The sequence below is a fragment of the Spirosoma sp. KNUC1025 genome, assembly GCF_045160025.1.
In the GTDB taxonomy this organism is placed as follows: Bacteria; Bacteroidota; Bacteroidia; order Cytophagales; family Spirosomataceae; genus Spirosoma.
Window position 1 is genome coordinate 6,424,312 of sequence record NZ_CP087139.1, and the last position, 26,762, is coordinate 6,451,073.

A 26,762-nucleotide genomic window follows, 5' to 3' on the forward strand; every position below is an offset into this window, starting at 1 on the left:
GGCCGATAAGTCTCCAATTTCGAATTCATTATCTGTTCATTATTCCTTTTTCCATATCCATCGTTCCTGACAAATAAGCTCATGAAATTTTATTCGATATGCCTGCTGACACTGCTGGCTTTGGGTTGTAAAGAAAAACCGAAGGCTACGCTGAAGTCTGTACCCCGCCCAACCGTCAGTGCCGATGGCGTTCATCTTTCCTTTCCCGATTCGGTGATGATGCGTTCTTTCGCTACGCAACCGGCCCATTCCGAACCTATCCGAACGGACTTTTCAGCACCGGGCCACGTAGCCGCGATGGTATTACGTTCAGGCGAAAACCCATCGGAGCGGCTTGTGCTGTTCGATGACCCCGGTCTGTCGGATAATTATACGGCCATTTTACAACACCGAATTAATATTCAGACGCAACGCGGTAATCTGGAGCGGGTGAAAGACCTGGAAGCCCACGGGGCCGCATCGGGCAAAGAAGTCATTGAGGCTCAGACACAACTGGCAAATGAAGAAGCTGCCATTATTTCGGATGAAGCTACGCTCAAACTGGCCGGTTTCGACCCGGTTGCCCTGCGCCGTGCCGCCCCCAACACAATTCTGGTCGTGTGTGAAATTCCCGAAAATCAGTTCGGCAGTATACGGCAGGGCTTGGTGTGCACGCTCAATTTTACGGCGTTTCCGAACGAGCGTTTTATGGGTCGGATCGACAACGTGAACGATTATGTGGACAACACCACGCGTCAGATAAAACTACGTATTGCCGTAGCTAACCCCGACGGCCGACTTAAAGCCGGGATGTTTGCGACTGTAGCTTTTGGCGTAACGGAAGGCAAATTCATGACCGTTTCGCGGGACGCCGTGGTAACTGTGCAGGGTCGTGATTACGTATTCGTCAGAACTGGCCCCAAAGCCATCGAACGGCGGGCCATACAGCTTGGCCAGCAACGGGCCGACCGCGTTGTTGTTCAGGGTGGCCTGACCGAAAATGACCCCGTTGTTATCGCGAACGTACTACAACTGAAGGGGTTAAGTTTTGGATATTGATCAATAAGGTAGAAAAGGGAGGAGGGTGAAGAAAGGGAGAAAGAGTTAGGCGAGTTACTATTTTCACCCTCTTTCCCTCTCCGCCTAAAAAATATGATTCAGAAACTAATAGAATTCTCCCTCAAGAACCGCTGGGTCATAGTCGGGTTTGCGGTGGCCATTATGGGATTGGGGTTGTGGTGCTTCAAATTGCTGAAAATTGAAGCTTACCCTGATATTGCCGATACCAACGTCATCGTGATCGCCAAATACGATGGACGAGCCGCTGAAGAGGTAGAGCAGCAGGTGACGATACCCATCGAACGGGTGCTCAACAGTGTACCACACGTAACGGATCGTCGCTCCCGAACCATATTCGGCCTGTCGGTCGTGCAGTTGAATTTTGATGAGACCGTAACGGATTATTTTGCCCGTCAGCAGGTTATTGAACGCCTTTCGGGGGCCCAATTGCCCGACGGCGTTGAACCCGAACTGGCTCCGCTGACTACGGCCGTTGGTGAGATTTATCGATACGTTATCGAAGCCCCGCCAGGCATGACGCCCATGCAACTGCGTGATTTGCAGGACTGGACGATTATTCCACAACTGCTTCAGGTACCTGGTCTGGCCGACGTAACGACCTTTGGCGGTCCGATCAAGCAATACCAGGTGATTCCGGACCCCGCCAAACTGCGCAAATACAACCTGACCTTGCAGGAAGTCATTGATGCGGTTCAGAAAAACAACCAGAATACAGGTGGAAATGTCATTGCGCGTGGTGGACAAGGGTTTGCCGTACGCGGTCTGGGTGCGCTCAAAACGCCCGACGATGTGCAGCATATCGTTCTGAAAGCGAATGAAGGGGTGCCTGTTTTGCTGAGCGACGTAGCTAGCGTAGAAATCAACCCGCCTTCGCCATCGGGTATTCTGGGGTATCGGATTCCGGACGAGAATCTGGACGTAATCGGTGCCACCGAAGGAATTGTGCTCCTGCGTCGGGGTGAAAATCCAAGCGAAGTGCTGGAGCTGCTAAAAGAGAAAATTGCGGACCTCGAAGCCCGCGAACTGCCCAAAGGTGTTCATTTGCGTATTCTCTACGACCGGGGCTTTCTGATCAATCACTCGCTCGAAACCGTCGCGCATACACTCATCGAGGGAATTTCGATTGTCGCTATTCTGCTCGTTCTGTTTCTGGGCAGTTTACGGGCCGCTCTGGTCGTTACGGTCACGATTCCGTTTTCGCTTCTGTTTGCGTTTATTCTGATGAAACTGGTGGGTATACCCGCCAATCTGCTGTCGCTCGGCGCTATTGATTTTGGGATTATTGTCGATGGCGCGAGTGTTATGGCCGAGCACCTTATCCGAAGGTACCGGGCCGCTGGTCCGGCGGAACGTAATCAGGGAATTGTCAACGTAACGGTACGTTCAGCGGGCGAAGTCGCGCGGGAAATTTTCTTCTCGGTTACCATCATCATTCTGGCTTATATGCCTATTCTGTTGATGCAGCGTGTTGAAGGAAAGCTGTTTAGCCCAATGGCGCTCACTCTTTCATTTGCCGTAATTGGATCGTTGATCTGCGCTCTCACACTAATTCCCGTGCTGATTTCTTTCGCTTTCCGGAAGGCTCTTGCCCCTAATGGCAAACCGCTGAAAGAGCACAAAAACTTTTTGCTGTCGCCCCTGGAGCGAGGGTATCAGTGGCTGCTCCGTTCAACCTTATTTCGGGCTCCCCGCCTGATTGTTGGGGTTGGAATGGCTGTTGTACTGGTTATGATCGGTTTCGGTCTGAAGCTTGGAACCGAGTTTTTACCCGAACTTGACGAAGGTTCGATTTTCATGCGGGCGTTTATGCCGTCGGGTATTACCATTCAGGAAAATGCGAAAATTGCGCCCAAAATCCGCGACATCATCAGCAAGTACAAACCGGTTAGTTTTGTTATCACCCAATCCGGCCGCAACGACGATGGCACCGACCCCTTCCCGACCGATCGGACCGAAATACTGGTTGGATTGAAAGATTACAGTACCTGGTCCGATACGATTTCAAAGAAAGACATAGTACGTTTGGTGCAGAACGAATTGCAGGAAGCTTTTCCAGGCGCTTTTTTCTCGTCAGGTCAGCCCATTATCGACCAGGTGATGGAAATCGTAACGGGCAGCGCAGCCGATCTGGCCATATCCATCGTTGGTAATGATTTGTCGTTGATGCGTGCCAAAGCCGATAGTATTGCGAGTCTGGTTCGGGGCATGAATGGCGCCGTATCTGTCAACATTGAGCAGGAAGGCCCTCAGGATCAGTTGGCGATACGTATAAACCGCCCGGCAGCCGCCCGCTATGGTATCAACGTATCGGAGATCGAGAATATGATTGAAGCGGCTATTGGTGGTAAAGTCATCGGGTCGATTTACGATGAAGCCAAACGTTACGACATTGTGGTTCGCTTTACCCCCGAAAGCCGGGGCAGCATCGATGCAATTCGGCTGTTACAGGTCCCATCAGCAACAGGTGCGCTGATCCCGATGAGTGAACTGGCCGACATCCGGTACGTGCAGGGACAAACGAACATTTACCGGCTAAACGGCAAACGCATGGTTACGGTCAGAACCAATATCCGGGGCCGCGATCAGGGTGGGTTTGTTAAAGAAATCAGTCAGAAAGTTCGACAGCATGTAAAGATCCCCGAGGGCTACAGCGTGATCTATGGCGGTCAGTACGAAAACCTGGAACGGGCCGGTGGTCAGCTGGCTATTTCCATTCCGTTAACCATTGTCGTCGTATTTCTATTCCTGTTTATGCTGTACGGCAACGTTCGCGATACGTTGCTGACGCTCATGTGTTTGCTGTTTGCTTTGGCGGGTGGTATTGGGGCGCTCCTGTTGCGGGGATATAACTTCAACGTATCGGCTGGAGTCGGTTTTGTGTCAATCTTCGGAATTTCCGTAATGGCGGGCGTTTTGCTGGTGTCGGCCTTAAACCGGAACCTGCTGAACAATCCGAAATCGCTGCAGGAAATCACCATCGAAACGGCACAGGAACAGTTTCGGGCCATTATGGCGATCATGGTAGTGGCCATTATTGGCCTCGTTCCAGCGGCTATTTCCAGCGGCATCGGGTCCGATGTTCAGCGCCCGCTGGCTACGGTCATTATCGGGGGACTAACGACTACGCTGATTTTCACACCGTTAATCATTCCTCCTTTGTTTTATCTTGTCAACCGCCGTCGTCCGCGTCCAACCCCGCTGGATTCAACCGGCCACCACATTGCCGAGCCAATTGAGGAAGGAACGGAGATTTGATAATGTGTAATGTTTTTTAAGAATCATTATTCATTACTTCAGGAAAACTTCTCTAATTGCTTGACCAGTACGTTGAAGTCTTTCGGATAAGGCGCTACGAATGTCTGCTCCTCACCATTCAACAAACTGAATGTTAAGGAGTAAGCATGCAATGCGACGCGCTGAATTAACGGGAGTTCTTCAGTATCCTGTTTTAGATTGAACTTGCGTTTCAGCTCCGACAGGTAAACAGGCTTGCCGCCATACGTAGCGTCGCTAACAATCGGCGCTTTCAGGCACATCAGGTGCACCCGAATCTGGTGCATTCGTCCCGTAATAGGCATACATTCCACCAGCGTAGTGGTGCGAAACGCTTTTAATGTATTGAAAATCGTTTCGGCAATTTTGCCTTTTTCGCGATCAATCCGAACAGCCGTACCATCCTTCACGGGAGAAATCGGCAAAAAAACCGACACACCGTCGAAATCATGCACACCATTGGTTACGGCATGGTAGCGCTTTGTGACTTCGCGGTGTTCAAACTGCATTGCCAGATGTCGGTAAGCTTCCGGATTTTTAGCAATGGCCAGAATACCCGAGGTTTCCTTATCCAGCCGATGACCCAGTTGAGCATCGGCATGATACGCCCTGGCCATTCGGAGTATGCTTATGCCACCCCGGTCGGTCGTACGTTCGTCCAGCGAAGCCACATGGGGCGGCTTATTGATCAGTATGTAATCCTCATTTTCGAACACAATGAGGTCTTCAAAATTAAGCTTCATCACTAAAAATCATTGGTCGTTAGTCATTGGTCATTTCGCTACGCTGTCATTGATCATTGGCTGCTAGTACTAACAACTAATCCCCAATGACTAATGACAGCGTAGCGAAATGACCAACGACTATAAAGAAAACACAAAAAGCCTCCTCCCTACCGGAAGAGGCTCAAGGATGGAATTATCTGCAAAAGACTATGCCGACAACGTACCGCGTTCGTAAGCTTTGCGGATTGTTTTTTCCAGACCGTTTTTGTTGATGGTCTTGATAGCTGACGTAGCTACTTTCAGCGTAATCCATTCGCCCGTCGATTCCACAAAGAACCGCTTCTTCTGAAGGTTGGGGAAGAATTTACGTTTAGTCTTATTGTTAGCGTGAGAAACGTTATTTCCGACGCGTGTGCGCTTTCCTGTGATCTGACAAACTCTGGCCATTACCGTACTCGTTTTCCGTATGAGGGCGCAAAATTCGCTAAATAATTCATAATCTGCAACTCATTCTTTCTTTTTTTGAAACCATACAGGCAATGCCGACACCCATTCTGACAGCAGTAGCCTCTTTTTCGATGATAGGCCTCCGTAAACACTAGGTAGCCCTCCTCGGTCAGATAATAATCTTCATCCGTTAAAGCGGGTTCGTTTTTGTCAGGAAGTTGCGATGGCATCGGTTTTGGGCTTCTGTATAAGAAACTGTATTTTTGAAAGAAAACATTTTTGTTACAACCTGTTTGCTGACAAAAGTAGTGCTTCGTCGACATACTTACTTTAACCATTTCTCGCTATGATACTCGAACCAACATCGTCCACTTCATCGGCTGATCAGGCCATGCAGCTGGAATGGCATTACGGCGCCCACAATTATCATCCTGTACCGGTCGTGCTGTCGCGGGGCGAAGGCATCTTCGTCTGGGATGTGGACGACAAACGCTACTTTGATTTTCTTTCAGCTTATAGCGCTGTTAGTCAGGGCCATTGCCATCCCCGGATCATTCATGCCATGATACAGCAGGCGCAACGCCTGACCCTAACATCCAGGGCATTCTACAATGATAAAACAGGGATTTGCGAAAAATTCCTCTGCGATTACTTCGGGTACGATAAAGCCCTCATGATGAACTCTGGCGCTGAAGGGGGCGAAACTGCGCTGAAGCTGACCCGAAAATGGGCCTACAAAGTGAAAGGCATCCCACAAAATCAGGCGAAAACCGTCTACGCTGCCGGAAACTTCTGGGGCCGTACGCTAGCCGCCATTTCATCGTCGACTGACCCAAGCAGCACCAACGATTTCGGTCCCCTACTGCCGGGTTACATTATTATTCCGTACAACGACCTTTCGGCGCTGGAAGATACCTTCAAGAGCGACCCCCATATTGCGGGTTTTATGGTCGAACCCATACAGGGCGAAGCAGGCGTAGTGGTTCCTGATGAGGGCTACCTGCGTGGCGTTCGGGACCTCTGCACAAAATACAACGTACTGTTCATCGCCGACGAAGTGCAGACTGGGATTGGACGTACCGGCAAGCGGGTTGCCTGCGACCACGAGAACATAAAACCGGATTTACTGGTCCTGGGAAAAGCACTTTCTGGCGGTACCATGCCCGTATCTGCGGTTCTCACGTCGGATGAAGTCATGCTGACCATCAAACCGGGTGAACACGGTTCAACCTATGGTGGAAATCCGTTGGCCTGTGCCGTTACGGTCGAGGCCCTTCAAGTGGTTGAAGACGAGAAACTAGCCGAAAATGCTACGGCAATGGGTGAAGTTTTCCGGGCACGCATGACAGCGCTGAGTCAGAAAACCGACCTCGTTAAATCCGTGCGCGGCAAAGGGCTCCTCAATGCGATTGTTATTGCCGAACGGCCCGACCTGGGCGAAGAAACAGCCTGGGAAATCTGCCTGAAACTGAAGGATAACGGCCTGCTGACAAAACCTACGCATGGCGATAAAATTCGGTTTGCACCCCCACTGATTATCAATGAAGAGCAGATGCACGAAGCCTGTGATATTATTGAAAAGACTATTCTGGCGTTCTGAAACGATTTTCAGCAGGAACGTAACGGCTTGTAGTAGCAGGGGTTCAAAAATGGTCGGTTATGACTGATTTTTGAACCCCTGCTGTTTTTACGGCAAGGGCTGACCGTTTTTGAACGTAGCGGCCATATGTTCCCCATCGGCGAAGTAATAGGTTCCTTTGCCATTCGGCACGTTTTTCTGAAACCAACCTACGTATTTATCGCCGTTACGGTAGAAATACATGCCATAATCTGACCGAAGGTTATCGCGAAAATTACCTTTGTATTTTACCTTCCCGTCAGCATAATACTCCACCCCTTCGCCGTGCTTATCGCCTTCTTCAAACTCACCAACGTAGCGTTCGCCAGTAGGGTAAATAAACGTACCGGTTCCATCTTCACAATCGCCTGAAACGCAGCCAACGGTAGCTCTCACAGGAGCCTTCGGCGCAGATATCGGGCGCGACGTAACGGCTGGCGCGCTGCTTGTAACAATGGGCTTGGGTGCTACAGCCGTAGGCGTTCGGATTGATGTCCGACTTTTCGGGTACATGGCTTCAGCTTCCAGCCAACCTTTCCGAATGGCTTCAAGGCGGGCCGGTTTTGCGGGGTGAGTCGACGTGGCATGCTCATCCCCAAGTGCCTTGACAGCCACCAGGGATTCATCCAGAGATGCCCCCAGTTGATGCAGTACAAAGCCAGAGAATTTATCCGCTTCGATTTCTTTCAGAGGCTGACCACCCAGCCCGTCAATCGTATGACCCTGCAAATGGTGACCGATTTCATGAGCCATAATACTGATGGCCGACCAGTCAGTTTCGGTCTCGTCCTCAATTTGTTGCATAAAGGCCCCGTCATACACAATAAAGCGCTGCCCTTTCAGAACCGTTGCGAAGCAGTTATCGGTATTGGAACATTCAATTACCTTGAAATTACGTACAAGGCCAATAGGCTTTAGAATCCGGTCGACAACCCGCTCTGCGTGGCCATTGGAAGTCGTTTTAGGTGAACACACCACTTGTGGACCAACTTTACCGCCGGTATAACTACAGATAAATGCACCTGACCCGAACGGTAATACAGGGGCGCTGTTCTGGGCTGACAACGGGCTAAACGTAGCCGCGCTTAGGAGAAGAATGGGTAGGGAGAAAGCCGCTCTCACTGGCATAACCAAATTGGGTTAATCGTTCAACACGGCAGAATAACGATGAAAAGGTATCGGTCATTGTGAGAGGTCACCGGCTTTCAGTAAAGGTTTCGGTTTGGCAACTACGCGCTTTAATACGTTCCACAAATGATGGATCTAACAAGCAACTTAAACCCTAAATACTGGTATCCTCAGAACTTCTACTCCAATCTTACCAGCCTGCCCATTCGGACGAAAACCAGCAGAGTTGATAAACTTCTTAAAGAAATTCTTGCGTCTAAAAATTTAGGCTTTTATGTTTGTTTAAAATTAGTCTAAATAAAGAAATGTATGCTTACTTCTACATATTAAAAGTCTTAAGCCCTGTGCGCTGGTAATCTGCCCCATTGAGTTGCGCGCTCAACCGTTTACTAGCCACAGGCACAAATTCTAACAACCCTTTGATTTCCTCTGCATATGATTCCATGCAAGCCTACACTGCTATTCGATCAGGAGCGGTTCTGTATTGCTCACTGTCAGCATTGCCAACGGTTGGGGCTGACGTTCCAAAACCTATTGATGGGCTTTACACGCGATGAGTTCATCGCCTTGTGCCGAACCCTCCATGATGCCGATTTTGAACAGCGCAGTACGCCCATGCCAAATGGAGAGTCATATCTCGTTATCAATACGGGGCATCCTGATATACAGTTCAGCTTATCAAGGACTGAATTTGGTCTCTTGCGCAATGGTTTACTGCACGCCTTACGACGTTTGAACCTTTATCAGCAATTAAAGAATCAGGCCAATTAACCGAACCTTCTTCCCTTACTATGGACCATCAACATCATCTGAAAACCTTATCACAGTCGCCAAACGGCTACATCGGGTATTGTGCTGGTTGTCAGTCATACAACCTTGCCTACAACAATTCATTGTTCATCTTGACTGAAGAAGAGTTTACCTGTTATCGGGACGTAATGGTCGATCGAACGGCTATGCGTCCGTTCTTCACGACCCATGGAAAAGAGTGGTTGATGAAGACGCCCATGCGCAATTATTTTCTTATGCTTTCGGATGATGACATCAATCAGCTTATTCAGTTGATGGACGAAGCGATGCTCATACAGGAAGTCGATCAGATTTTAAAGACAACTCATAGGTTAGGTTAGTACAACACAGGCAAATGAACTGGTCAATGACCAGTTCATTTCTAAATGTCAATCAATTATGGACGAAGCTCACTCAATTCTTGCCACAGCCCGAATCCAGTTGGAGAAGTCACTTCTGGCAAAAGGATTACGTCGATCGTCAGAACGTTTTGCCATTCTCGACGAAGTCTATTCACGAAACGACCATTTTGATGCGGAAGACTTGTACCTGTCGATGCAGCAGAAATCCTATCCCGTCAGCCGGGCAACGGTCTATAATACGTTAGACGTTCTGGTCGATTGCGGCCTGGTGCAACGGCATCAGTTTGGCGACGAAGACAATGTCAAAAGTCGTTACGAAAAATCACTCGGGCGGCAGCAGCACGCCCACCTGATCTGCGTCTATTGTCATCACGTAAAAGAGTTCTGCGATCCTCGTCTGCACTTCATCAAGACGAGCGTAGGCAACGCGCTGAGTTTCCAGATACACGCTCATTCGCTGGTTTTTTATGGTCAATGCACGGATGAGAACTGCGAAACCAAACCGATTGAAACCCTAATCACGAATCGATAAAATAGAAAAGGGGTAAAAACCGGTATCCTGTTCTTTACTATATCAGATATACCCTTTATCTGTATATGGTCATCCTGTCTACCAGAACAAAGCCTTTCATCAGTCTACTGATTTGCTTGTTTCTATTCGCCCCTGCCCTGCTGGCCCAGCGTACGTTTACAAACCCAATCAAAAATTCCGGCCCAGACCCCTGGGTACTTCAGAAAGACGGCTGGTATTATTATATGAATACGACTGGTCGTAACCTGACTCTTTGGAAAACCCGGAATATAGCCGACCTGGCCACGGCCGAAAGCAAAGTTGTTTATACGCCCCCGCCGGGCAAACCCTATTCACGGGAGTTGTGGGCGCCCGAAATTCACTCGTTCAATAATCGATGGTACATCTACTTCTCAGCCGATTCGCTCAACAACCTTAGCCATCGTGTTTGGGTGATTGAAAATACGTCGCCCAACCCAATGGAGGGCGAGTGGGAGATGAAAGGTAAGATTGGCGACAAAGAGAACCACTGGGCCATCGACATGTCCGTCATTGACTATAACGGTCAGCTTTACGCTGCCTGGTCGGGTTGGGAAGGGGCCACAAATGGGCGTCAGGATATTTTCATTGCCCGACTAAAAAATCCGTGGACAATAGACGGTGATCGTGTCAAGATTTCGCAGCCCGATCAGCCTTGGGAACTACACGGCGACGTACCGCAGGAGTGGCAAAAAAACGGGGAGGTCCCTAAAATTTATGTCAACGAAGGACCGGAATTCCTTCAGCACGATAATAAGCTATTCATCGTTTATTCAGCCAATGCCTGCTGGCTTGATTACAGCTTGGGGCTGTTGACATACAATGGCAAGGGAAATTTGCTTGATCCGCAAAACTGGATTAAAAATAAAGGACCAGTTTTTACGCAGGCACCTGAGAACGGAGTCTGGGCTCCGGGTCATGGTGGTTTTTTCCGTTCAGCCGATGGCCGTCAGGACTGGATGATTTACCACGCTAACCCTTCAGCTACGGATGGCTGTGGAAATAAACGAGCCCCGCATATCCAGCCATTTACCTGGAACGCCGATGGATCACCTAATTTTGGCAAACCTGCCCCGAAAACACCCATGCCGGTTCCACAGGAGTAGCATAACGTATCGGCCAAAGTTCTATAGTAACCCAATTATTTCCTATCATTCTTTTCTCCATTAATCTCCCAAGTCAAATGCGGACATTTATTTTACCGGCTATTATTGCCGCTTTACTTAGCCTGAACGGTTGTAAATCAGCCAATAAAAATGAGCAGCAGGCAATCGACTCCCTTGCCGTTTCTACCAGCGACACCACAAATCAGTCAAGTACCGTAACGGGGCGATGGTCAGCCGAAAAAGCAAACGCCTGGTACGCAAAAGAACCCTTTCTGGTTGGAGCTAACTACATACCTGCCAATGCCATTAACGAGCTGGAAATGTTTCAGGCCGATAGCTTCGATCCGAAAACGATTGATAAAGAACTAGGGCTTGCCGAAGGTATTGGAATGAATACCATGCGCGTATTTCTGCATGATCTGCTCTGGCAGGATTCAACCGGCTTTAAAAAACGACTCGATCAGTTTCTGAGCATTTGCGACAAGCATAAAATACGTCCCATGCTAGTGCTGTTCGACTCCTGCTGGGACCCAGCCCCAAAACTTGGCAAACAACATGCGCCAACGCCAGGCATTCATAATTCGGGCTGGGTGCAAAGTCCCGGAGCGGCAGCTCTTAAAGACTCCTCGCAATATCCACGACTGGAAGCCTACGTAAAAGGCGTTGTGGGAGCCTTTAAGGATGATAAACGCATCTTGGCCTGGGACATGTGGAACGAACCCGACAACACCAACGGAAACAGCTACGGCAAAAATCACCTAAAGACCGAACTCCCCGACGACCAGAAAGTCTCGTTAGTCAATAATCTGTTACCGCGTGTATTCCAGTGGGCAAGAGCCGCTGGAGCCACGCAACCGCTTACATCAGGCATTTGGGTTTATCGTACCCCTGAAGACTGGCAGGACTCTGGTAAGTGGAAGCCTACCGAACGTATTCAGCTTGAGAATTCTGACGTTATTACGTTTCACCAGTATTCAAAACCTGAGGATCTGGAAAAGGTGATACCAGCTTTGGAATCCTTTGGCCGCCCTGTGATTTGTACGGAATACATGGCTAGAGGTGTCAATAGCAAATTTCAGACCCATTTACCCATTGCAAAAAAAGCCAAAGTTGGCATGATTAACTGGGGATTTGTGGCGGGTAAAACGCAAACGTTTCTACCGTGGGACAGTTGGCAGAAGCCTTACGTAAACGGTCGTGAACCAGCAATTTGGTTTCACGAAGTGTTTAAACAAGATGGTACGCCCGTCGATCCGGCGGAGGTAGCTGCCATAAAGCAAGCCACAGCGAACCAACTACGTTGACTTTAGAAAAATCTTTCGGAACGAAGCGCCTGATTATTAAGCCATACGTAGAAGTCAGGCACCATAAGAAGAAACTTTTTTCGGCGGGTCCTTGCACTGAATAGCGAAAGCGCCTACTTTTGTGCCACAATTACAGAAAGCGGCAACGCTGACTGGCAATTGAAAAGTTGGTTCGGTAGTTCAGTTGGTTAGAATACCTGCCTGTCACGCAGGGGGTCGCGGGTTCGAGCCCCGTCCGGACCGCCACTGAAAATCAAGCACTTATCAGAAATGGTAAGTGCTTTTTTGTTAGTATACGTACCTAATCGCGGTTTCCAAGCTTCTAACAGCTTTGTTCGCAATTGTCTGACCAAAATACAAAAGGCCCCGTAACACAGTCGGAACTGTATACGAGGCCTCGTTTTCATCATAGAGTGACAGTTAAAACCTGCCGGGGGCACCTTACCATTAAAATCTTATGGACGGCTAGTGAGCTATCCGTACACTGCCAATTCTAGCCCGAGAATCGGCCAATCATATTCATGTAAAAATCCTTAAAAAGCAATCTTATGAAACTCTGTTTCTAATAGCCACAAAGCATAGACATGGCTATTTAGCGTCTGAATAGCTCGGGCATTACGTTTATAGGATCAACAAAAAGCTGGGCGACACAACCCATTGCTTATCACTTACAATCCGTTAGCAATATTTAGCCCGTAATAAACTTGCTACTTTCTGCAACGAAGCATCAGCCAGCGAGTAGCATACTTCGTTACCCTGATATTCGCTCGTTAGAATGTTCTGATCTTTTAATTGAGCTAGGTGGCTGGATAGAACCGGAAAGCTAATTTCTAGCTGTTGTTCCAAAGTTCCTAAAGTCATGTGGTGCTTTCCAGCTAAGGTAGCCAGGATTCGCACTCGCATTGGGTGAGCCATGGCTTCAAGAACCTCAGCAACCCGATCAATTGTTAAATCTGTCATTAGTTCAATTAGTTAGTACAAGTTACGGGCATTAGTGATTAAGCTAACCGCAGTTCCCCAAATCCTGCGTTACTGACCATAGGTACACTCATATCGACATTAGTGTTAATAAGCTAAGTGCATGTGCACAAACACTTAATTAAGAACTAATTTGTTGTTTAAAATTAACTAGAGCGATACGGAAGTAGGGACTTTATTCGATGAACTGCAGAATTTTAGGTTTTTTTGGCGGAAATCACGGGTAATTTGAATTAGATGTACATACAGACTAAGCAGTTCTTCCTAAAAGTGTGAGGCTAAAATTCGTAAGCAGGCTTATCTGTAAAATCCGCTTCCTAAGTACCGTATAATAGATTACCCTATCTATCAGAATCAAATACGAAAAATAATATGAATATTTTTCATCTTTAACAGTTCACAAAATTTTACCACAATATGGCCGTAGCGTTTATGGCAGATGCGAATTGAGTATATTTACTCTTTTCGGACGGGAAGGTCCACTAAATAAACCCGCCAGAATGCACTGAAATAGCATCGAGGTGTGCTGCTGGACAAATTACAATATGAGGCATTATAACTAACCCTAGGATTGCATTCATTTCTCTACGAGTCGACAAAAACAGAACAGCCATGAACTTTGATCATGGCTGTTCTGTTTTTGTCGACTCGCTTCGTGAGGCTACTCGATGATTATGTAAGCAAGCAGCTCTTTTAGCTGCATCCCGTCTTATGATCTTAAAACAGCTTCAGGAGCACCTCCAGGGCTAATGTCATAAGGAAATCTGTAATGAGCAATATAATTGTCCACGGTCCAGGTACATGCGATTTCTTCCGTATAATCATAACAGTCAGTTGGATGATTAAGGTAAAATCGGCTCATATGTTATAGACTGACGTTTGTGATAGTAGTATAACCCCGCTAATAAGAATAAAGTTTTCGTAAGTTTTAGATACAGATGACTTCGTAAAGTACTTATTATAAAATACTTATCGGCCTCTTCCTGCTACCAGTCAGTATTGATAGTAGCAGGAAGAGGCCGATAAGTGTTGGGTATTGTAGCAAGCCTATTGGCCAAAGTAATCAATCCTATCGCTATCCATGTTATTATTAACCTGCAACTCGCCACCCGAAAATGGCTCAACGACGGAAACCAGAGCAATTGTCCCAGATGTACTTCCGGACGTAAATGTGCCCATTAAACCAAAAGAAAGTTTATTGCCTGCGCCAATTACAGAAGTTGTTGTCAATACATAATAGTCAGGGTCCTCCGAATCACTAAAGCTCCAGTCTGCATTCTGTACTGAGCGGCCACCTACGGACGTAGCGCCAGCCGGTAAGCTAAGCGTAATCTGTGGAGCCTTATTAATGAAAACCCTAATTGTTTGGGTAGTAGCCGTAGACTTTAATTCGAACACATCAACCACTACAGTGAGCTGAGAAGTACCATATTGAGTGGTAGGAGCCGAATATATAACTGGACTCAGATCAGGTCTTGGTATAATCGAGGGTTTAACCGTTAAAGTCGTTGTGTTATTGCTGGTCAACGTAAGTGAGCAGCCATTGGCCGTTATTTCGGTGATGGCGATTGTGTGTACTCCTACCGATAAGTGAGAAGCGGCATCGTTCTCTTCAGCACTTAATGGGTTAACAACTTTGCCAGTCGCATCGCTAGTGACAGTTGAAGGAGTCTGAACGACGCCATCAATCGTGTACACAAAGGTTTGTGTAGTACTTGGAAGAAGCCCGGTAATAGTTGAGGTTAAAGAAGATGGACCGCCCTGGAAGATTTCATTGGGCGTATAGGTTATCGAACCAAACGTAGGAGTAACACAATCCAATTTGATACTACCACTGGAGAGAGCTGACGTTTTTTGGGTAACTTCCAAATTACGCTTATCAGGCGAAGCCAATAAAGACGAGCTTACCAAAACATTTACAAAGAAACCAATTGCGACAATCCATGCTGAATACGAACGAAGGGTTTTGTTCAAACAGAAAGAATGATAGAGTTTTGTCATGGGTTAAAAAGAGAGAGAAAAGTGATATGCTACTATATATTCGTAAAAACTAACGATGATAGAAAGTAATTATGAATCTTGCAAATATAAGACGGTAATAAGTAATTAATCTGAGTAATTTTTCGGTTAATGTTACAGGGTATTTTTTTATCCCTATTGACCGAAAAATATATATTTGAAAAATAATAATTAACAAGACCATTTCTGCTTGGATTCCCAACTCAAGAGAACAAATGTATCATATTGAAATATAAATAATGCTACATTTATATGACGTAAAATCCTGGTTTTCTAAAATTTATACAGAATCAATATTTAATCGACAATTTATCATATATAGCTATTTATTGTATGTTTTATACATAGTTAGTTGTAAAACAACACCACATTAAATCTAAATTAAACAATCTTTTTTTGACTACAATAATATGAGATTTATATCTTTTTTAGCAATATAGGAAACAAAATATTAACAAATTATATACATAGCTATCAAAATAAACCGCTTTTCCTTACGCTTTTTTACAGCTAAATTTTCGATGCCTTTCGTCCAGAAATAATCTACTGTATTCCATTAAATAAATAGGTTAGGGATAAATATTCCTTTAAAGGTTGCTGATCGTCCATTTTTTGTATTTTCAGTCCAAAATCACTTATTCTTTAAGGAGGCTAAAATTTATAGTTATACGATTCATTTTGTATTCACTGTCACTATAGTTTACTTACCTAAACTCCCTATGAAGACGGTTTCATTAACTGACGAGGAAATGATTCGTCAGTACCTGACTGAACAACCCAACCAGTGCTTTGAAGCGCTCTACAAGCGTTACGTCGCCCGCGTCTACCATCGCTGCCTGTTCATGACCAAAGATGCCCAAACCGCCCAGGACTTCACCCACGACATCTTCATGAAAGCCTTCAGCAAACTGGATCATTTTCAGCAACGCTCCAGCTTTGCCACCTGGCTGACCTCGATTGCCCATAATTATTGCTCGGATCAGCTGCGGCTGGCCAAACGGCTTCATACCACCTCCCTGGAGGACGGGATGGACCTGAGCGAGAGCCGGGAGAGCGGTCTTGGGGAGGAGCAACTGGATCGGGTGCATCGGGCGATGAGCGGTCTGTCGGCCAGTGAGCAGTTGCTGTTACGTCAGAAGTATGAGCAGGGTTTGAGTATTGAGGAGCTGGCGGGTTTGTATCAGATCAAGGTGAGTGCCATCAAGATGCGGCTCAAGCGTAGCCGCGATAAAATTGAGCGTCTATATAGCCAATCACATACCTAAAAGGGTGCCACAGGTGTGTGATTCTCAGAATCTTACTTAGCGTTGTCTTATAATTCTAGTCCATTCTACTCTTCGCTTCTTGCTGAAAACAGTCTTTTCAACCAGATTTTCTTTTCTTCAGCGTCCTCTTTGCGTTCGTCCTCGGTAAACTGATACGTTGCCAAAGGACGCAAATCAGGTTGACCTGCGTCTACCCAGCACGTATACCAGAAATCACCAACCATTTTAATCGACAACCGCATCTGACGTTCTACCTGTCCGCGAAGCAGTTCGTGATACTTGCGTGAGAAATCAGCCGAATAAACTTTGGTTGTCAGACCATTACGTTCCTCAAAGCCGTATTTTCGGGTCTCCCCTACTTCTTCGGTTAAAGTTTGCTCAAACCGCAAAACGGAATCCAGCGCCGTATTAGCCCTAAAAACGGCCCGCCAGGCCGCTTTCTGCGGTGAATAAACATACTCAGCCTGTCCGGTCAGAAAATCGTACTCCGTGCTGAATAGTTCTGGTAGGCGTGATTCCCAAAAACCATGAATACCCTGCTGATTTGTCAACTGACCATTATAATTCCGCGTTGTATGCAGCGGTACGTTGGCATCAGCAATATAATGACCCAAATCAGCTGCTACCCGCAAAATACGCCGGACGTTACGCTGCCTGAATGCTTCCGTCAACTGATATTTCGTCAATTGTATTTGCCACGGAACCAGTCCGTGTATAGCCAGTGTATCGGCTCCGTAACGCTCAGCAGCCTCCTTGTAGTAGCGTGGCAATGTGACACTCGATGTGTCCGGATACGCATCAAGATCGATAAAATGGCGGGGAGCCTCTCCCACAACTGCGTACCGACGCTTATCAGGATTGACTGCATTATCGGTTAGAAAGCCAATATATTTTTTGAAGAAAGGCATCATATCAGCAGGCAACGTAAACACGGCCAATCGGTTGATTTGTTGGTGGGCATAGAAGCCCCAAACGGGTCGAATTTTAGCTGATTGGGATGAATAAAACCGGTTGCCGTTCAGTAAACTTCCCAAAAAAATATTGCCGGAAACTAGTAACCAAATAAAACCGTTGTACATTTGACAAAACATGGTACTTTAAGGTAAAAATATTTAACTATTCAACTAAACGACCATGTTATTCAGAATAATATTTTGAGAAACAACAAAAAATCAGAAATCATGAGTGCGAAATCAAAAGGATATACATTGATCATTGTGTTAATGTGTGCGTTTGCCTTAACAATCTATGGTGCTTACTCACCCGCCAGAAAAGCCCAGAAACAGCAAATTGTGTGTGTAAAATTCAAAAATGGGGTCGAAAACAAAGCTGTTGAGCAGCATATGAACGATTTTGCAGCTCTAAAGCATGAAATTCCACAGATCGTTAATTACACGTCGGGCAAGACAATTTTACCAAATCAGGCTGTTTCTGATTATGACGTCGTACATTATCTGACGTTTCAGAGTGAAGCCGACATTAAATTATTTGAGAACAGTCCGGCCTACAAACAATTTATGGATCAGCATAAGGGTATCTGGGAAAAAACGTTGATTGTCAACGCTGATATTCGCCAGTAAGCATAGTGCTCTGATAAGAATTTCGGTTGGAACTATTGGTTGTTCCAACCGAAATTCTTATTTTTGCGCCCTCATATCGCGACAACGATCTCATTTATATATCAATGGCAAACCATAAGTCATCAAAAAAAGCAATTCGGTCGAGTGCCAAGAAGCGGCTACAGAACCGTTATCAGCACGTAACGACCCGTAACATGGTAAAAAAACTCCGTGCTACTACTGACCCAGCTATGGCAGTTGAACTGTTCAAAACGGTTTCATCAGCGCTGGATAAACTGGCTAAGCGTAACATCATCCATAAGAATAAAGCGGCTAACAACAAGTCGAAATTGGCTCGTCTGGTAAATAGCCTGCAAACCGCTACAGCTTAATTTCAGCTTTGTTCGTTGCCGTGTCGGTGCGGTTGATCAGTCCTCAAGGAACCTTACCTTTTTGCGGGTAAGGTTTTTTGATGCATTTTGTAAACGAAATCACCGTCGTAACATACTTGCATACTATGACTTACCAGACTTCCGGCACAATTCAAAGCTGGGCCGAGGAAGACCGCCCGCGCGAAAAGCTTATGCTCAAAGGCAAGGCAGCTTTGTCGGAAGCCGAACTGATTGCGATTCTGATCAATTCGGGAACAGTAGACCTGACAGCAGTCGACGTAGCCAAAATTATTCTCAAAAGCGTCGGAAATAACCTGAACGATCTGGCTAAGCTGAGTGTAAAAGACTTATCAAAATTTCGGGGTATTGGTGAAGCCAAGGCAATCAGCATAGTGGCGGCTCTCGAACTGGGGCGTCGGCGGAAAGAGCAGGATCGTCCGCAACGGGCCCGTGTTACGTGTTCACGGGACGCCTACAATGAGATGATTCCGCATCTGATGGATAAGCCGCATGAGGAATTCTGGATTTTACTAATGAACCGGGCTAACGAAATCCTGAAACCTGTACAAATCAGCACAGGTGGTGTAGCCGGAACGGTAGCTGACCCCAAGTTGATCTTTAAGCAGGCTATTGATCACCTGGCCTCATCAATGATTTTGTTTCACAATCATCCGTCGGGCAATCTGATCCCTTCGCAGGCAGATAAAGACCTAACTCGTAAATTAAAAGAAGCCGGTCGGATTCTGGATATCCCGATTCTCGATCATCTGATTTTTACGGACAAAGCCTACTATAGTTTCGCCGACGAAGGCATCTTTTGAGTCTGGCACGACCTGGCTCTAGCACCAGTGACCTTAAGGCAATTTTAATCGCGCTCTAATTCCGGCGACTTCCATTTTTTCTACCTTGATCTGACAACAAAACTGCAGATTGTCAGCCTGTAAGCTTGTAGTGGACGTATTGACAACAACGCCTTATTTCCACTACAGCTTACGGTTCGCTCATCTTCTCAAAGACGTAACCCGCGCAGGAGGTCAGCCCGATTTAACTTCTGAATCTGCCCCGGAAGCATGCCATCTGCTGTTACGTTTTCTATAGCCCAGCGTACCAACCGGAGCGTGGGAAACCCCACAGCCGCCGTCATTTTACGTACCTGTCGGTTTTTCCCTTCGTGCAGTGAAATCGACAGCCAGGATGTCGGAATACTGGCCCGGTAACGGATGGGGGGCGTGCGCTCAGGCAGAGCCGGTTCGTCAATGATTTGCGCATTGGCGGGAAGTGTATGGTAAGGTTTGCCATCTATCGAAATTGTAACGCCCGCAGCCAGCAGTTGACAGGCCTCGTTGGTCAATGCTCCTTCAACCTGCACGTAATACGTCCGGTTATGGCGAAACTTCGGGTTCAGCAGCCGGTGGTTCAGTTGTTTATCGCTCGTCAGCAAAAGTAGTCCCTCACTATCGGCATCGAGCCGACCTACCGGATAAACATCTTTCGGAAAATCAAACGCCAGATCCGCCAGCGTTGGTTTATCGCCCTCTCGGCTGAATTGCGAAAGCATGAGATACGGTTTATAGATGAGGAAGTAATCTGAACCAGGATTCACAGGATTTGAATGATTTTCTTGATTTAACGTAAATTACGGATAATTTAGTTGATAAGTTTTTGACAATCAATCTATTATCTGGAATCTTATGCCAGTTGTACGCCCGAATCTGGAGATTCGGGCGTACAACTGGCATAATACACGTTGATTTAAGGTAATGTAAGTGAGACTGTAGAATCTTAATAAATCAGATAAATCATTCAAATCCCGCGGGGCCGCCTGGCGGTTCAGACATTGTCAACCACACCGGGCAATGATCAGCGTGAACAGCGTCGGGCAACATTGTACAATCAATGATTTCATCGCGAAGGTTGTCGGTAATGGATACGTAGTCAATGCGCCAGCCTTTATTGTTGCTACGTGCACCGGCCCGGTAGCTCCACCAGCTGTAGGCTACGTCGGTGGGATGTTTATACCGAAACGCATCCGTCATACCCGAACCAAACCATTGATCCATCCAGGCGCGTTCTTCGGGCAGAAAACCCGTTGTGTTTTTATTCCGTACGGGGTCGTGAATATCAATGGCGCTGTGGGCAATGTTGTAGTCGCCAACCACTATCAATTTCGGACGTGTTTGACGTAACGTTTCCACGTACTCATAAAAATCACGCAGGAATTCCATTTTTACGCCCTGCCTCACCTCCCCTGTTGTGCCGGAAGGGAAGTAGCAGTTCAGCAACGTAACATCGCCGAAGTCGGTGCGAAGGATACGTCCTTCACAGTCATAAACCGGTAATCCGCAACCTAACACTACGTTGGATGGAGCAATCTTTGAAAACGTAGCAACTCCGGAATAACCTTTCTTTTCGGCAGCATGCCAATGATAACAGTACCCCAACTGCTCAAAAACAGTCAGGTCTACTACGTCGGCGGTGGCTTTCACCTCCTGAAAGCAGAGTACATCGAAATGTTGCGTAGAGAGCCAGTCAATCAGGCCGTTACGTATTGCCGCCCGAATGCCGTTTAGGTTGTACGAAATAAGTTGCATTGAATTAGGGAGAAGGACTATTCTTCACCTGATTTATTTTGTTTCTTGACTTCGTCAATGATTTCATCAATCATCAGAATATCATTCAAGTCTTTCGTGCGCCGAGCTAAAACTTTTGTCTCACGAAGGTCATTTATATGCAGAAAATAGATGATTTGCCCGCCTTTTGTTGTAAAAGCCCGAGCTCTTTTTCGACAGGCATAATAATCTAAACGGTAATGGACACTGGTCATTACGTCCATAGGGATATCATGAATGCGAACCATTTGTGGTTGTGTGAAATCGGCGCTACGCATGCTCTGAACTGAAATTTCATCGTAACCAAAGCCTAATAATGACTTTATAAAACGATCTCTATTTTCATTAGTTGGCTCAAGCCAGAGGTCAGCATCCTGCGTGAATCGAATCGCTCCGTTCAGAATCATAGCCAATCCACCAATGAGAATGTATTGTAATTCATGCTTGTCAGCAATTGCTACGAAATCCAGGAACTCCGAACTTTCTACATCCATGAGGGCCGTGTGATCGTGATATTTTTTGATAGCTTTGGAGGATCGCCGACTAACCCGTAATACATTCGGCGAAGCTTAATAAATACCTGCCAACGTTCTTCCGGCGTCATAGACACTTGTTCCCGAACCTGGTCCTCATGCGGTCCGTTCAAATCGCTATAAAATGTAATACGTCGTTTCTTTTCCATAACTACTGTTCTCAATGAATAATGTAGAATGCATCGCCGTTAATTATTCATTCTACATTACTCATTATCCATTACTTCAACACCAGTTCGTCTTCTTTGGGTTGACTCCGCTTTTTATCGGAGAACAGCAGCACGAACAGAACCAGAACGATAGCGGCAATACCCGCCGGAACAAGCCACACGCCCAGCCAGTCTTTCGTGCCATCGGGACGGGTGTACATATCCAGCACAATTCCCGACAGCTTGGAACCTATTCCCATGCCGATCCCGTACGTAGCCAGCGAAATCAATCCCTGCGCCGATGATTTAATTTTTTCACCCGCTTTATTGTCCGTATAAATCTGCCCCGTTACGAAGAAGAAGTCGTAGCAAACCCCGTGTAGCACGATAGCCAGATAGAGCATCCATTCGCCCGAACCACCGTCGCCATAGCCGAAACAGATAAAGCGAACAATCCAGGCGATCAGGCCCACGATGAGCATTTTCTTAACACCCAGGCGTGTATAGGCCAGCGGAATCAGCAGCATAAATATCACTTCCGACGCCTGCCCCAGCGACATTTTGTTCTCTACGTTCTGCATACCGCCATCCGTTAGCGAAGGGTTCGCCATAGCGTAATAAAAGGAAAGGGGGATGCAGATCAGGACCGACGACAGGAAGAAAATGGCAAACGAGCGATCTTTAAACAGTTTGAACGCATCCAGTCCCAGAATCTGCGAGAACGTAGTGGATGTAGTAGCTTTGGGTGGTGTATCGGGCAGGAAGAACGCAAACACGCCCAATACAATCGCCGAATACATCGACAGCTGGAAAATCGTCACTTTATCGCCGAAGCCGTAGTAGCCAACAATGTTCGTGACGATAATCCAGGATACCGTTCCCAATACCCGAATACCCGGAAACTCCTTTTCGGGGCTGGTCATCTGCTGCATGGCTATCGACGACGTAAGGGCCAGCGTGGGCGCAAACGTAAGGCAATAGGCCAGAATCAGGAAAAAGAAATTATTTGGGTCGGTATTCTTCGTGATAAAATACAGAACAACAGCCCCCAGCAGATTCAACACGCCCAGCACCTTCTGCGCGGCAAAATACCGGTCAGCAATCATGCCAACGAAAAAGGGAGCGATGATCATGGCCAGCGAAAACGCAGCATAGGCATTACCAACCTGGTCACCAGTCGAATGGAGTTGGGTTAAGAGGTATTTACTCATCTGACCGTACCAGGCTCCCCACACAAAAAACTGGAGGAACATCATGACGGAAAGCTTAATGCGGGTCGTTGACAGCATTGCGAGGCTATTGTTTTTAAGGTTTCAACCTTGAAGGTAGAAAACGACCGTCAGCCCTGCAAGCCGACCGGCCGCTAAAGTTACCGACCATGCAGAAACGTATTCGTATCTTTTCAGTTCTGCTGATTATTGCCTTCCCGTTTACGGAGTGAATTCAGTATATTTGACATAGTTTCTGACTAAACTTTCATGAAAAAACAACTGATTAACCTCGTTGCCCTGGTGGCAATCCCGGCTTTAACCTTTGCGCAGACAGCCGATGAAATTATTGATAAAAACATAGCAGCGCTGGGCGGAGCCGATAAAGTTGCCTCGGTTAAAACGCTTCAGTATGATCAGAACATGAGCATCATGGGTCAGGAGTTGACAGGCAAGACGTCGATTGTGGTAGGGCAATCCTACCGTAGCGATATGTCTATCATGGGGCAGCAGATCACGCAGGCTTTCGACGGCGACAAAGGCTGGATGATTAATCCGATGATGGGCGGCACATCGGCCCAACCACTGCCCGATGATCAGCTAAAAATCATGAAAGGCAACGCTTCAGTCGTGGGAACGGACCTGCTTACGGCGAAAGATAAAAAATATCCGACTGAACTGGTCGGCAAAGAAAAACAGGATAATAAAGACGTATTCAACCTGAAAGTAACGCGGCCGGAAGGCGTAGCAAACTACTACGTTGATGCAAACACCTATCAATTACTGGGGATGAAAACAACCGTGAGCGCACAAGGCCAATCGGGTGAGGTAAAGGTGAAGTACGGTAATTACAAAACGGTTGAAGGGCTCAACATCCCGTCATCGCTGGAACTCGAAAATCCAGGTATGCCCGGCCCGCTATCCATGAACCTGACGAACATTACGTTCAACCCCAAAATTGACCCGTCGATCTTCGCCATGCCGAAGTAAGAGCAGTAAAAAGCCGAATTCATCGTTTAAAGAGACGCATTAAAAGCGTCTCTTTTTTTATGCTTTTTTTGAGAATGTCGCTAAACACGGATGTCAACGTTGCCCCGACCGCTAACTTTTCGTCATACTTACAAAAACTTTAAAACACCGGAGTGACATGGAAGCGGTAACCGAACAGTCGGCATATGAACGTCGTCAAGTAAAAGTGGACATAACCAAGGTGACTTAGAAGAAACAATTTACTGAATTGTCTCTTCCCATTTCCCCCTTTTGTCCACTTTTACTTGACGACGTACAATCTAATCTGCTACCTCCTGAGCAAGTGTTTTTATAAATATCAACCCGGAATCAGCGATCCCACAAACCCCGGCCGTTCCCGCTTCTTAGATGCCTGCTCGTAGGCGTAACCCATTGAGAGTAAGGCTCCCTCCTGATACGCTCCGGCGATGAGGGAGAAACCAACGGGTAGACCATGGACGGTGCCCATCGGGATGGTCAGGTGAGGATAACCGGCCATCGCGGCTGGTTGGCAAAAATAAAAGCCCGTGTCGTAGTCGCCGTTGATTAGGTCGATGCAGCCCGCTGGGCCGATGCTTGTACCGGCAATGGCATCGAGTTTATTAGTCGCCATCAGCTTGTCGATACGTTGGCGCCAGCTTCGGGTTTTAGCTAGGGCTTCGGTGTATTCTTTACTGCTCAAATCGCCTTTGGCTTCGCTGCTTTCGAGGGTTTCCTGTTTAAAGAATGGCATGGCTTTCGCCTGATTCTGTTTGTTGAAGGCAATCACATCGGCTAAAGTCTTCACCCTGGCATTGGCGGTCGACAGGTAGCGGTTCACGCCAGCTTTGAACTCATATTGCAGTATGGTAAATTCGGCATCGCTCATATCGCGAAGTTCTTTCCGTAATTCGACTTCTACGACTGTAGCGCCCTGTTTTTTGAGTATGCCAATGGCCGCTTTGTATAGAGCTACTACGTCTTCGTGGCCTTCCAGAAAGGATTTTTCGATGCCAATCCGTTTACCCGTCAGCCCGTCCTGTTTCAGAAATTGGGTATAGTCAGCTGCGCTCTTACCACGGCTTTCGAGCGTAACGGCATCGGCTGGATCGACGCCAACTAATGCGCCTAGCAAAATAGCCGCATCGGTTACGGTTCGGGCCATTGGTCCGGCGGTATCCTGCGTTTGTGAGATGGGAATAATTCCACTTCGGCTAACCAATCCTACTGTCGGTTTCAGGCCAACCAGCCCGCACATAGAGGAGGGGCAAATGATGGAGCCATCCGTTTCGGTGCCCACCGCAACTGAGCATAGATTGGCCGACGTCGCCGAGCCGGAACCTGAACTGGAACCGCTTGGGTTTCGGTCCAATACGTAAGGATTTTGGGTTTGGCCACCCCGACTACTCCAGCCACTACTGGAGCGGGTCGATCGGAAGTTAGCCCACTCACTCAGGTTTGTTTTGCCCAGAATAACCGCACCAGCCTTTCGCAACTGAGCAGCAACAAACGCATCCTTAGCCGCTTTATGGCCTTCCAGCGCTAAAGCACCGGCCGTGGTCATCATCTGGTCGCCCGTGTCGATGTTGTCTTTTATGAGTACCGGAATGCCATGCATCGGGCCACGAAGTTTGCCGTCTTTCCGTTCCTGATCCATCGCTTTAGCAATGGTCAACGCGTCAGGATTAACTTCAATAACGGCGTTCAGGCGCGGTCCTTTTTTGTCGATGGCGTCGATCCGGTCCAGATAGAGTTGGGTAATGGCTTCGGACGTATACTCGCCCGACTGCATCTTCTTTTGCAGATCGTTGATGGTAAGTTCATTGAGCGCAAACTCATCAACGAAAGGAGACGTATCGTTTGCCGGACTTTCTGATTTGGGCGATGAGCAGGCGGTCAACGTAGCAGCCGATACCGAAAAGACTGAACTGGTTTTAACAAAACTCCGACGATTCATGAGGTAAGTTGGGCGTAATTCAGATTGATAGAAACGCACAAATTACCACATTTTAGGCTTTCTGGCAGGATTAACCGGATTTACTTTCTATTTGATGAATCAAATCAACCCTGCCAATTCGATTAATCCTGTCGGAAAGAATTCACACACCGAACTGCTGCAAATGATGATCCAAGTGCTTGTAAAACATCGTATTCCATTTATCCTTGCTCAATGCCCCGAACGAATGCGATTCTTTCTGATTAAAATGATCTTCGCCCAGTTGCTGCGTTCGTGTTATATAATCGATTAACCGCTTGCGTTCTGCGTCAAAATTGCGTGCATCGGCAATGCGAAAGGCAGGAGCCGTCTGCGAGTTTCGCTTGTAAGGTTTAGGTCCTGTGACAGCATCTTTCACAAACGCTTTCAACAGGATCTTCATGAGGAAATTGGGCTTGGGGTGCTTGTTTTCATACAGCATTTCGTATCTAACACAACAATGTGCCAGCATCTGCGCCACGTTCATTTTCCCCCAGTTTGGTTGCGTAGTCGGCTTTAGCTGATTAATCCGTTCTATTACGTTGTTAGAAACCTCGCTTTCAAAAATATTAGGTAGTGTCATTTGAAAAAAGTAGCGATTTGTATGCTTTCTGTTTAGACGATTGATTGGCTAAAAATCGACGCTATTTCTAAACTATTTTCTGAAAATGCCTGACGCGCTCGTTCAGGAATAGATTTATTAAAGCAATATATTGTCCTTTTCCTT

Annotated in this window: 26 protein-coding genes and 1 tRNA gene; 14 read left to right on the top strand and 13 right to left on the bottom strand. The window is 47.0% G+C overall.

Annotation, left to right across the window (positions count from 1 at the left end):
* Window positions 1–81: 81 nt before the first annotated feature.
* Together LN737_RS28165 and LN737_RS28170 are read left to right on the top strand one after the other, a co-directional pair.
* A complete protein-coding gene (locus tag LN737_RS28165) occupies window positions 82–1,038 on the top strand; it encodes an efflux RND transporter periplasmic adaptor subunit (RefSeq protein WP_405514165.1) in 957 nt (318 codons plus the stop codon).
* 93 nt (window positions 1,039–1,131) lie between these two features.
* Window positions 1,132–4,314 carry an efflux RND transporter permease subunit gene (locus tag LN737_RS28170; RefSeq protein ID WP_405514167.1) on the top strand — a complete coding sequence of 1,061 codons (3,183 nt, stop codon included), beginning with the start codon at window positions 1,132–1,134 and terminating at the stop codon, window positions 4,312–4,314.
* Window positions 4,315–4,352: 38 nt separating this feature from the next.
* Here the strand turns inward: LN737_RS28170 and LN737_RS28175 are convergent, their stop codons facing one another.
* The 3 genes from LN737_RS28175 to LN737_RS28185 all read right to left on the bottom strand — a co-directional run bounded on the left by LN737_RS28175 (window position 4,353) and on the right by LN737_RS28185 (window position 5,734).
* Window positions 4,353–5,075: an RluA family pseudouridine synthase gene (locus tag LN737_RS28175; RefSeq protein ID WP_405514169.1), complete on the bottom strand. Its 723-nt coding sequence runs from the start codon at window positions 5,073–5,075 to the stop codon at window positions 4,353–4,355.
* A 189-nt stretch (window positions 5,076–5,264) separates the two neighbouring features.
* Complete coding sequence (gene rpmB, locus LN737_RS28180) at window positions 5,265–5,504, bottom strand: 50S ribosomal protein L28 (RefSeq protein ID WP_405514171.1); 240 nt, start codon at window positions 5,502–5,504, stop codon at window positions 5,265–5,267.
* A complete protein-coding gene (locus LN737_RS28185; protein WP_405514173.1) occupies window positions 5,504–5,734 on the bottom strand; it encodes a DUF5522 domain-containing protein in 231 nt (76 codons plus the stop codon). Before LN737_RS28185 ends, rpmB begins: the two co-directional genes overlap by 1 nt.
* Before the next feature lie 116 nt (window positions 5,735–5,850).
* Between LN737_RS28185 and rocD the strand changes: the two genes are divergently transcribed.
* On the top strand, window positions 5,851–7,104 hold the full coding sequence (rocD, locus tag LN737_RS28190; protein ID WP_405514174.1) for an ornithine--oxo-acid transaminase: 1,254 nt from the start codon (window positions 5,851–5,853) through the stop codon (window positions 7,102–7,104).
* An 87-nt stretch (window positions 7,105–7,191) separates the two neighbouring features.
* On the opposite strand, the gene LN737_RS28195 is transcribed toward rocD, so the two are convergent.
* Window positions 7,192–8,250 (bottom strand): M48 family metalloprotease, encoded by a 1,059-nt coding sequence (locus tag LN737_RS28195; RefSeq protein ID WP_405514176.1) that lies wholly within the window; start codon window positions 8,248–8,250, stop codon window positions 7,192–7,194.
* Between the two features lie 435 nt (window positions 8,251–8,685).
* Here LN737_RS28195 and LN737_RS28200 point away from each other — a divergent pair, with 435 nt between their 5' ends.
* From LN737_RS28200 to LN737_RS28225, 6 genes are all read left to right on the top strand, one after another.
* A complete protein-coding gene (locus LN737_RS28200) occupies window positions 8,686–9,021 on the top strand; it encodes a DUF6686 family protein (RefSeq protein ID WP_405514178.1) in 336 nt (111 codons plus the stop codon).
* 20 nt (window positions 9,022–9,041) lie between these two features.
* On the top strand, window positions 9,042–9,380 hold the full coding sequence (locus tag LN737_RS28205; RefSeq protein ID WP_405514179.1) for a DUF6686 family protein: 339 nt from the start codon (window positions 9,042–9,044) through the stop codon (window positions 9,378–9,380).
* A 58-nt stretch (window positions 9,381–9,438) separates the two neighbouring features.
* Window positions 9,439–9,933, top strand: coding sequence for a Fur family transcriptional regulator (locus LN737_RS28210; protein WP_405514181.1), 495 nt, complete (start codon window positions 9,439–9,441; stop codon window positions 9,931–9,933).
* Between the two features lie 116 nt (window positions 9,934–10,049).
* A complete protein-coding gene (locus LN737_RS28215; protein WP_405514183.1) occupies window positions 10,050–11,057 on the top strand; it encodes a family 43 glycosylhydrolase in 1,008 nt (335 codons plus the stop codon).
* A 77-nt stretch (window positions 11,058–11,134) separates the two neighbouring features.
* A complete protein-coding gene (locus LN737_RS28220) occupies window positions 11,135–12,361 on the top strand; it encodes a cellulase family glycosylhydrolase (protein ID WP_405514185.1) in 1,227 nt (408 codons plus the stop codon).
* A 169-nt stretch (window positions 12,362–12,530) separates the two neighbouring features.
* Window positions 12,531–12,607, top strand: a tRNA-Asp gene (locus LN737_RS28225).
* 432 nt (window positions 12,608–13,039) lie between these two features.
* Here LN737_RS28225 and LN737_RS28230 read toward each other — a convergent pair.
* Complete coding sequence (locus LN737_RS28230) at window positions 13,040–13,321, bottom strand: helix-turn-helix transcriptional regulator (RefSeq protein ID WP_405514187.1); 282 nt, start codon at window positions 13,319–13,321, stop codon at window positions 13,040–13,042.
* Window positions 13,322–14,386: 1,065 nt separating this feature from the next.
* A complete protein-coding gene (locus LN737_RS28235; RefSeq protein WP_405514189.1) occupies window positions 14,387–15,340 on the bottom strand; it encodes a hypothetical protein in 954 nt (317 codons plus the stop codon).
* Window positions 15,341–16,077: 737 nt separating this feature from the next.
* On the opposite strand from LN737_RS28235, the gene LN737_RS28240 reads away from it, so the two are divergent.
* The gene (locus LN737_RS28240) at window positions 16,078–16,623 is read left to right on the top strand and encodes an RNA polymerase sigma factor (protein WP_405514191.1); all 546 of its coding nucleotides are present in this window, start codon (window positions 16,078–16,080) and stop codon (window positions 16,621–16,623) included.
* 65 nt (window positions 16,624–16,688) lie between these two features.
* Here LN737_RS28240 and LN737_RS28245 read toward each other — a convergent pair whose 3' ends face one another.
* Window positions 16,689–17,714: a zinc dependent phospholipase C family protein gene (locus tag LN737_RS28245; protein ID WP_405514193.1), complete on the bottom strand. Its 1,026-nt coding sequence runs from the start codon at window positions 17,712–17,714 to the stop codon at window positions 16,689–16,691.
* A 90-nt stretch (window positions 17,715–17,804) separates the two neighbouring features.
* Between LN737_RS28245 and LN737_RS28250 the strand changes: the two genes are divergently transcribed.
* From LN737_RS28250 to radC, 3 genes are all read left to right on the top strand, one after another.
* On the top strand, window positions 17,805–18,203 hold the full coding sequence (locus LN737_RS28250; protein WP_405514195.1) for a Dabb family protein: 399 nt from the start codon (window positions 17,805–17,807) through the stop codon (window positions 18,201–18,203).
* Between the two features lie 104 nt (window positions 18,204–18,307).
* Window positions 18,308–18,574, top strand: a complete 267-nt coding sequence (gene rpsT / locus LN737_RS28255; protein ID WP_405514197.1) for a 30S ribosomal protein S20 — start codon at window positions 18,308–18,310, stop codon at window positions 18,572–18,574.
* A gap of 125 nt (window positions 18,575–18,699) precedes the next feature.
* Complete coding sequence (radC, locus tag LN737_RS28260; protein ID WP_405514199.1) at window positions 18,700–19,395, top strand: DNA repair protein RadC; 696 nt, start codon at window positions 18,700–18,702, stop codon at window positions 19,393–19,395.
* Between the two features lie 188 nt (window positions 19,396–19,583).
* Here radC and LN737_RS28265 read toward each other — a convergent pair whose 3' ends face one another.
* The 4 genes from LN737_RS28265 to LN737_RS28280 form a co-directional block, all read right to left on the bottom strand.
* On the bottom strand, window positions 19,584–20,177 hold the full coding sequence (locus LN737_RS28265; protein ID WP_405514201.1) for a pseudouridine synthase: 594 nt from the start codon (window positions 20,175–20,177) through the stop codon (window positions 19,584–19,586).
* Window positions 20,178–20,373: 196 nt separating this feature from the next.
* On the bottom strand, window positions 20,374–21,165 hold the full coding sequence (locus LN737_RS28270; RefSeq protein ID WP_405514202.1) for an exodeoxyribonuclease III: 792 nt from the start codon (window positions 21,163–21,165) through the stop codon (window positions 20,374–20,376).
* Window positions 21,166–21,182: 17 nt separating this feature from the next.
* Window positions 21,183–21,677 carry a DUF6036 family nucleotidyltransferase gene (locus tag LN737_RS28275; protein ID WP_405514204.1) on the bottom strand — a complete coding sequence of 165 codons (495 nt, stop codon included), beginning with the start codon at window positions 21,675–21,677 and terminating at the stop codon, window positions 21,183–21,185.
* A 259-nt stretch (window positions 21,678–21,936) separates the two neighbouring features.
* Complete coding sequence (locus LN737_RS28280; RefSeq protein ID WP_405514206.1) at window positions 21,937–23,154, bottom strand: nucleoside permease; 1,218 nt, start codon at window positions 23,152–23,154, stop codon at window positions 21,937–21,939.
* A 189-nt stretch (window positions 23,155–23,343) separates the two neighbouring features.
* Here LN737_RS28280 and LN737_RS28285 point away from each other — a divergent pair, with 189 nt between their 5' ends.
* Window positions 23,344–24,063 carry a LolA family protein gene (locus LN737_RS28285; protein WP_405514208.1) on the top strand — a complete coding sequence of 240 codons (720 nt, stop codon included), beginning with the start codon at window positions 23,344–23,346 and terminating at the stop codon, window positions 24,061–24,063.
* A 337-nt stretch (window positions 24,064–24,400) separates the two neighbouring features.
* Here the strand turns inward: LN737_RS28285 and LN737_RS28290 are convergent, their stop codons facing one another.
* Both LN737_RS28290 and LN737_RS28295 read right to left on the bottom strand, forming a co-directional pair.
* The gene (locus tag LN737_RS28290; protein WP_405514210.1) at window positions 24,401–26,017 is read right to left on the bottom strand and encodes an amidase; all 1,617 of its coding nucleotides are present in this window, start codon (window positions 26,015–26,017) and stop codon (window positions 24,401–24,403) included.
* Window positions 26,018–26,159: 142 nt separating this feature from the next.
* Window positions 26,160–26,618, bottom strand: a complete 459-nt coding sequence (locus LN737_RS28295; RefSeq protein ID WP_405514212.1) for a DUF1569 domain-containing protein — start codon at window positions 26,616–26,618, stop codon at window positions 26,160–26,162.
* Window positions 26,619–26,762: the final 144 nt, after the last annotated feature.

Excerpts from the sequence above, each read along its gene's own strand:
- LN737_RS28270 (WP_405514202.1), bottom strand. The coding sequence starts at position 21,165 with ATGCAACTTATTTCGTACAACCTAAACGGCATTCGGGCGGCAATACGT.
- LN737_RS28280 (WP_405514206.1), bottom strand. The coding sequence starts at position 23,154 with ATGCTGTCAACGACCCGCATTAAGCTTTCCGTCATGATGTTCCTCCAG.
- LN737_RS28230 (WP_405514187.1), bottom strand. The coding sequence starts at position 13,321 with ATGACAGATTTAACAATTGATCGGGTTGCTGAGGTTCTTGAAGCCATG.
- LN737_RS28285 (WP_405514208.1), top strand. The coding sequence starts at position 23,344 with ATGAAAAAACAACTGATTAACCTCGTTGCCCTGGTGGCAATCCCGGCT.
- LN737_RS28250 (WP_405514195.1), top strand. The coding sequence starts at position 17,805 with ATGAGTGCGAAATCAAAAGGATATACATTGATCATTGTGTTAATGTGT.
- LN737_RS28235 (WP_405514189.1), bottom strand. The coding sequence starts at position 15,340 with ATGACAAAACTCTATCATTCTTTCTGTTTGAACAAAACCCTTCGTTCG.
- rocD (WP_405514174.1), top strand. The coding sequence starts at position 5,851 with ATGATACTCGAACCAACATCGTCCACTTCATCGGCTGATCAGGCCATG.
- LN737_RS28170 (WP_405514167.1), top strand. The coding sequence starts at position 1,132 with ATGATTCAGAAACTAATAGAATTCTCCCTCAAGAACCGCTGGGTCATA.
- LN737_RS28200 (WP_405514178.1), top strand. The coding sequence starts at position 8,686 with ATGATTCCATGCAAGCCTACACTGCTATTCGATCAGGAGCGGTTCTGT.
- LN737_RS28275 (WP_405514204.1), bottom strand. The coding sequence starts at position 21,677 with ATGGATGTAGAAAGTTCGGAGTTCCTGGATTTCGTAGCAATTGCTGAC.
- LN737_RS28295 (WP_405514212.1), bottom strand. The coding sequence starts at position 26,618 with ATGACACTACCTAATATTTTTGAAAGCGAGGTTTCTAACAACGTAATA.
- LN737_RS28165 (WP_405514165.1), top strand. The coding sequence starts at position 82 with ATGAAATTTTATTCGATATGCCTGCTGACACTGCTGGCTTTGGGTTGT.
- radC (WP_405514199.1), top strand. The coding sequence starts at position 18,700 with ATGACTTACCAGACTTCCGGCACAATTCAAAGCTGGGCCGAGGAAGAC.
- LN737_RS28175 (WP_405514169.1), bottom strand. The coding sequence starts at position 5,075 with ATGAAGCTTAATTTTGAAGACCTCATTGTGTTCGAAAATGAGGATTAC.
- rpmB (WP_405514171.1), bottom strand. The coding sequence starts at position 5,504 with ATGGCCAGAGTTTGTCAGATCACAGGAAAGCGCACACGCGTCGGAAAT.
- LN737_RS28195 (WP_405514176.1), bottom strand. The coding sequence starts at position 8,250 with ATGCCAGTGAGAGCGGCTTTCTCCCTACCCATTCTTCTCCTAAGCGCG.
- LN737_RS28220 (WP_405514185.1), top strand. The coding sequence starts at position 11,135 with ATGCGGACATTTATTTTACCGGCTATTATTGCCGCTTTACTTAGCCTG.
- rpsT (WP_405514197.1), top strand. The coding sequence starts at position 18,308 with ATGGCAAACCATAAGTCATCAAAAAAAGCAATTCGGTCGAGTGCCAAG.
- LN737_RS28185 (WP_405514173.1), bottom strand. The coding sequence starts at position 5,734 with ATGCCATCGCAACTTCCTGACAAAAACGAACCCGCTTTAACGGATGAA.
- LN737_RS28245 (WP_405514193.1), bottom strand. The coding sequence starts at position 17,714 with ATGTTTTGTCAAATGTACAACGGTTTTATTTGGTTACTAGTTTCCGGC.
- LN737_RS28205 (WP_405514179.1), top strand. The coding sequence starts at position 9,042 with ATGGACCATCAACATCATCTGAAAACCTTATCACAGTCGCCAAACGGC.
- LN737_RS28290 (WP_405514210.1), bottom strand. The coding sequence starts at position 26,017 with ATGAATCGTCGGAGTTTTGTTAAAACCAGTTCAGTCTTTTCGGTATCG.
- LN737_RS28210 (WP_405514181.1), top strand. The coding sequence starts at position 9,439 with ATGGACGAAGCTCACTCAATTCTTGCCACAGCCCGAATCCAGTTGGAG.
- LN737_RS28240 (WP_405514191.1), top strand. The coding sequence starts at position 16,078 with ATGAAGACGGTTTCATTAACTGACGAGGAAATGATTCGTCAGTACCTG.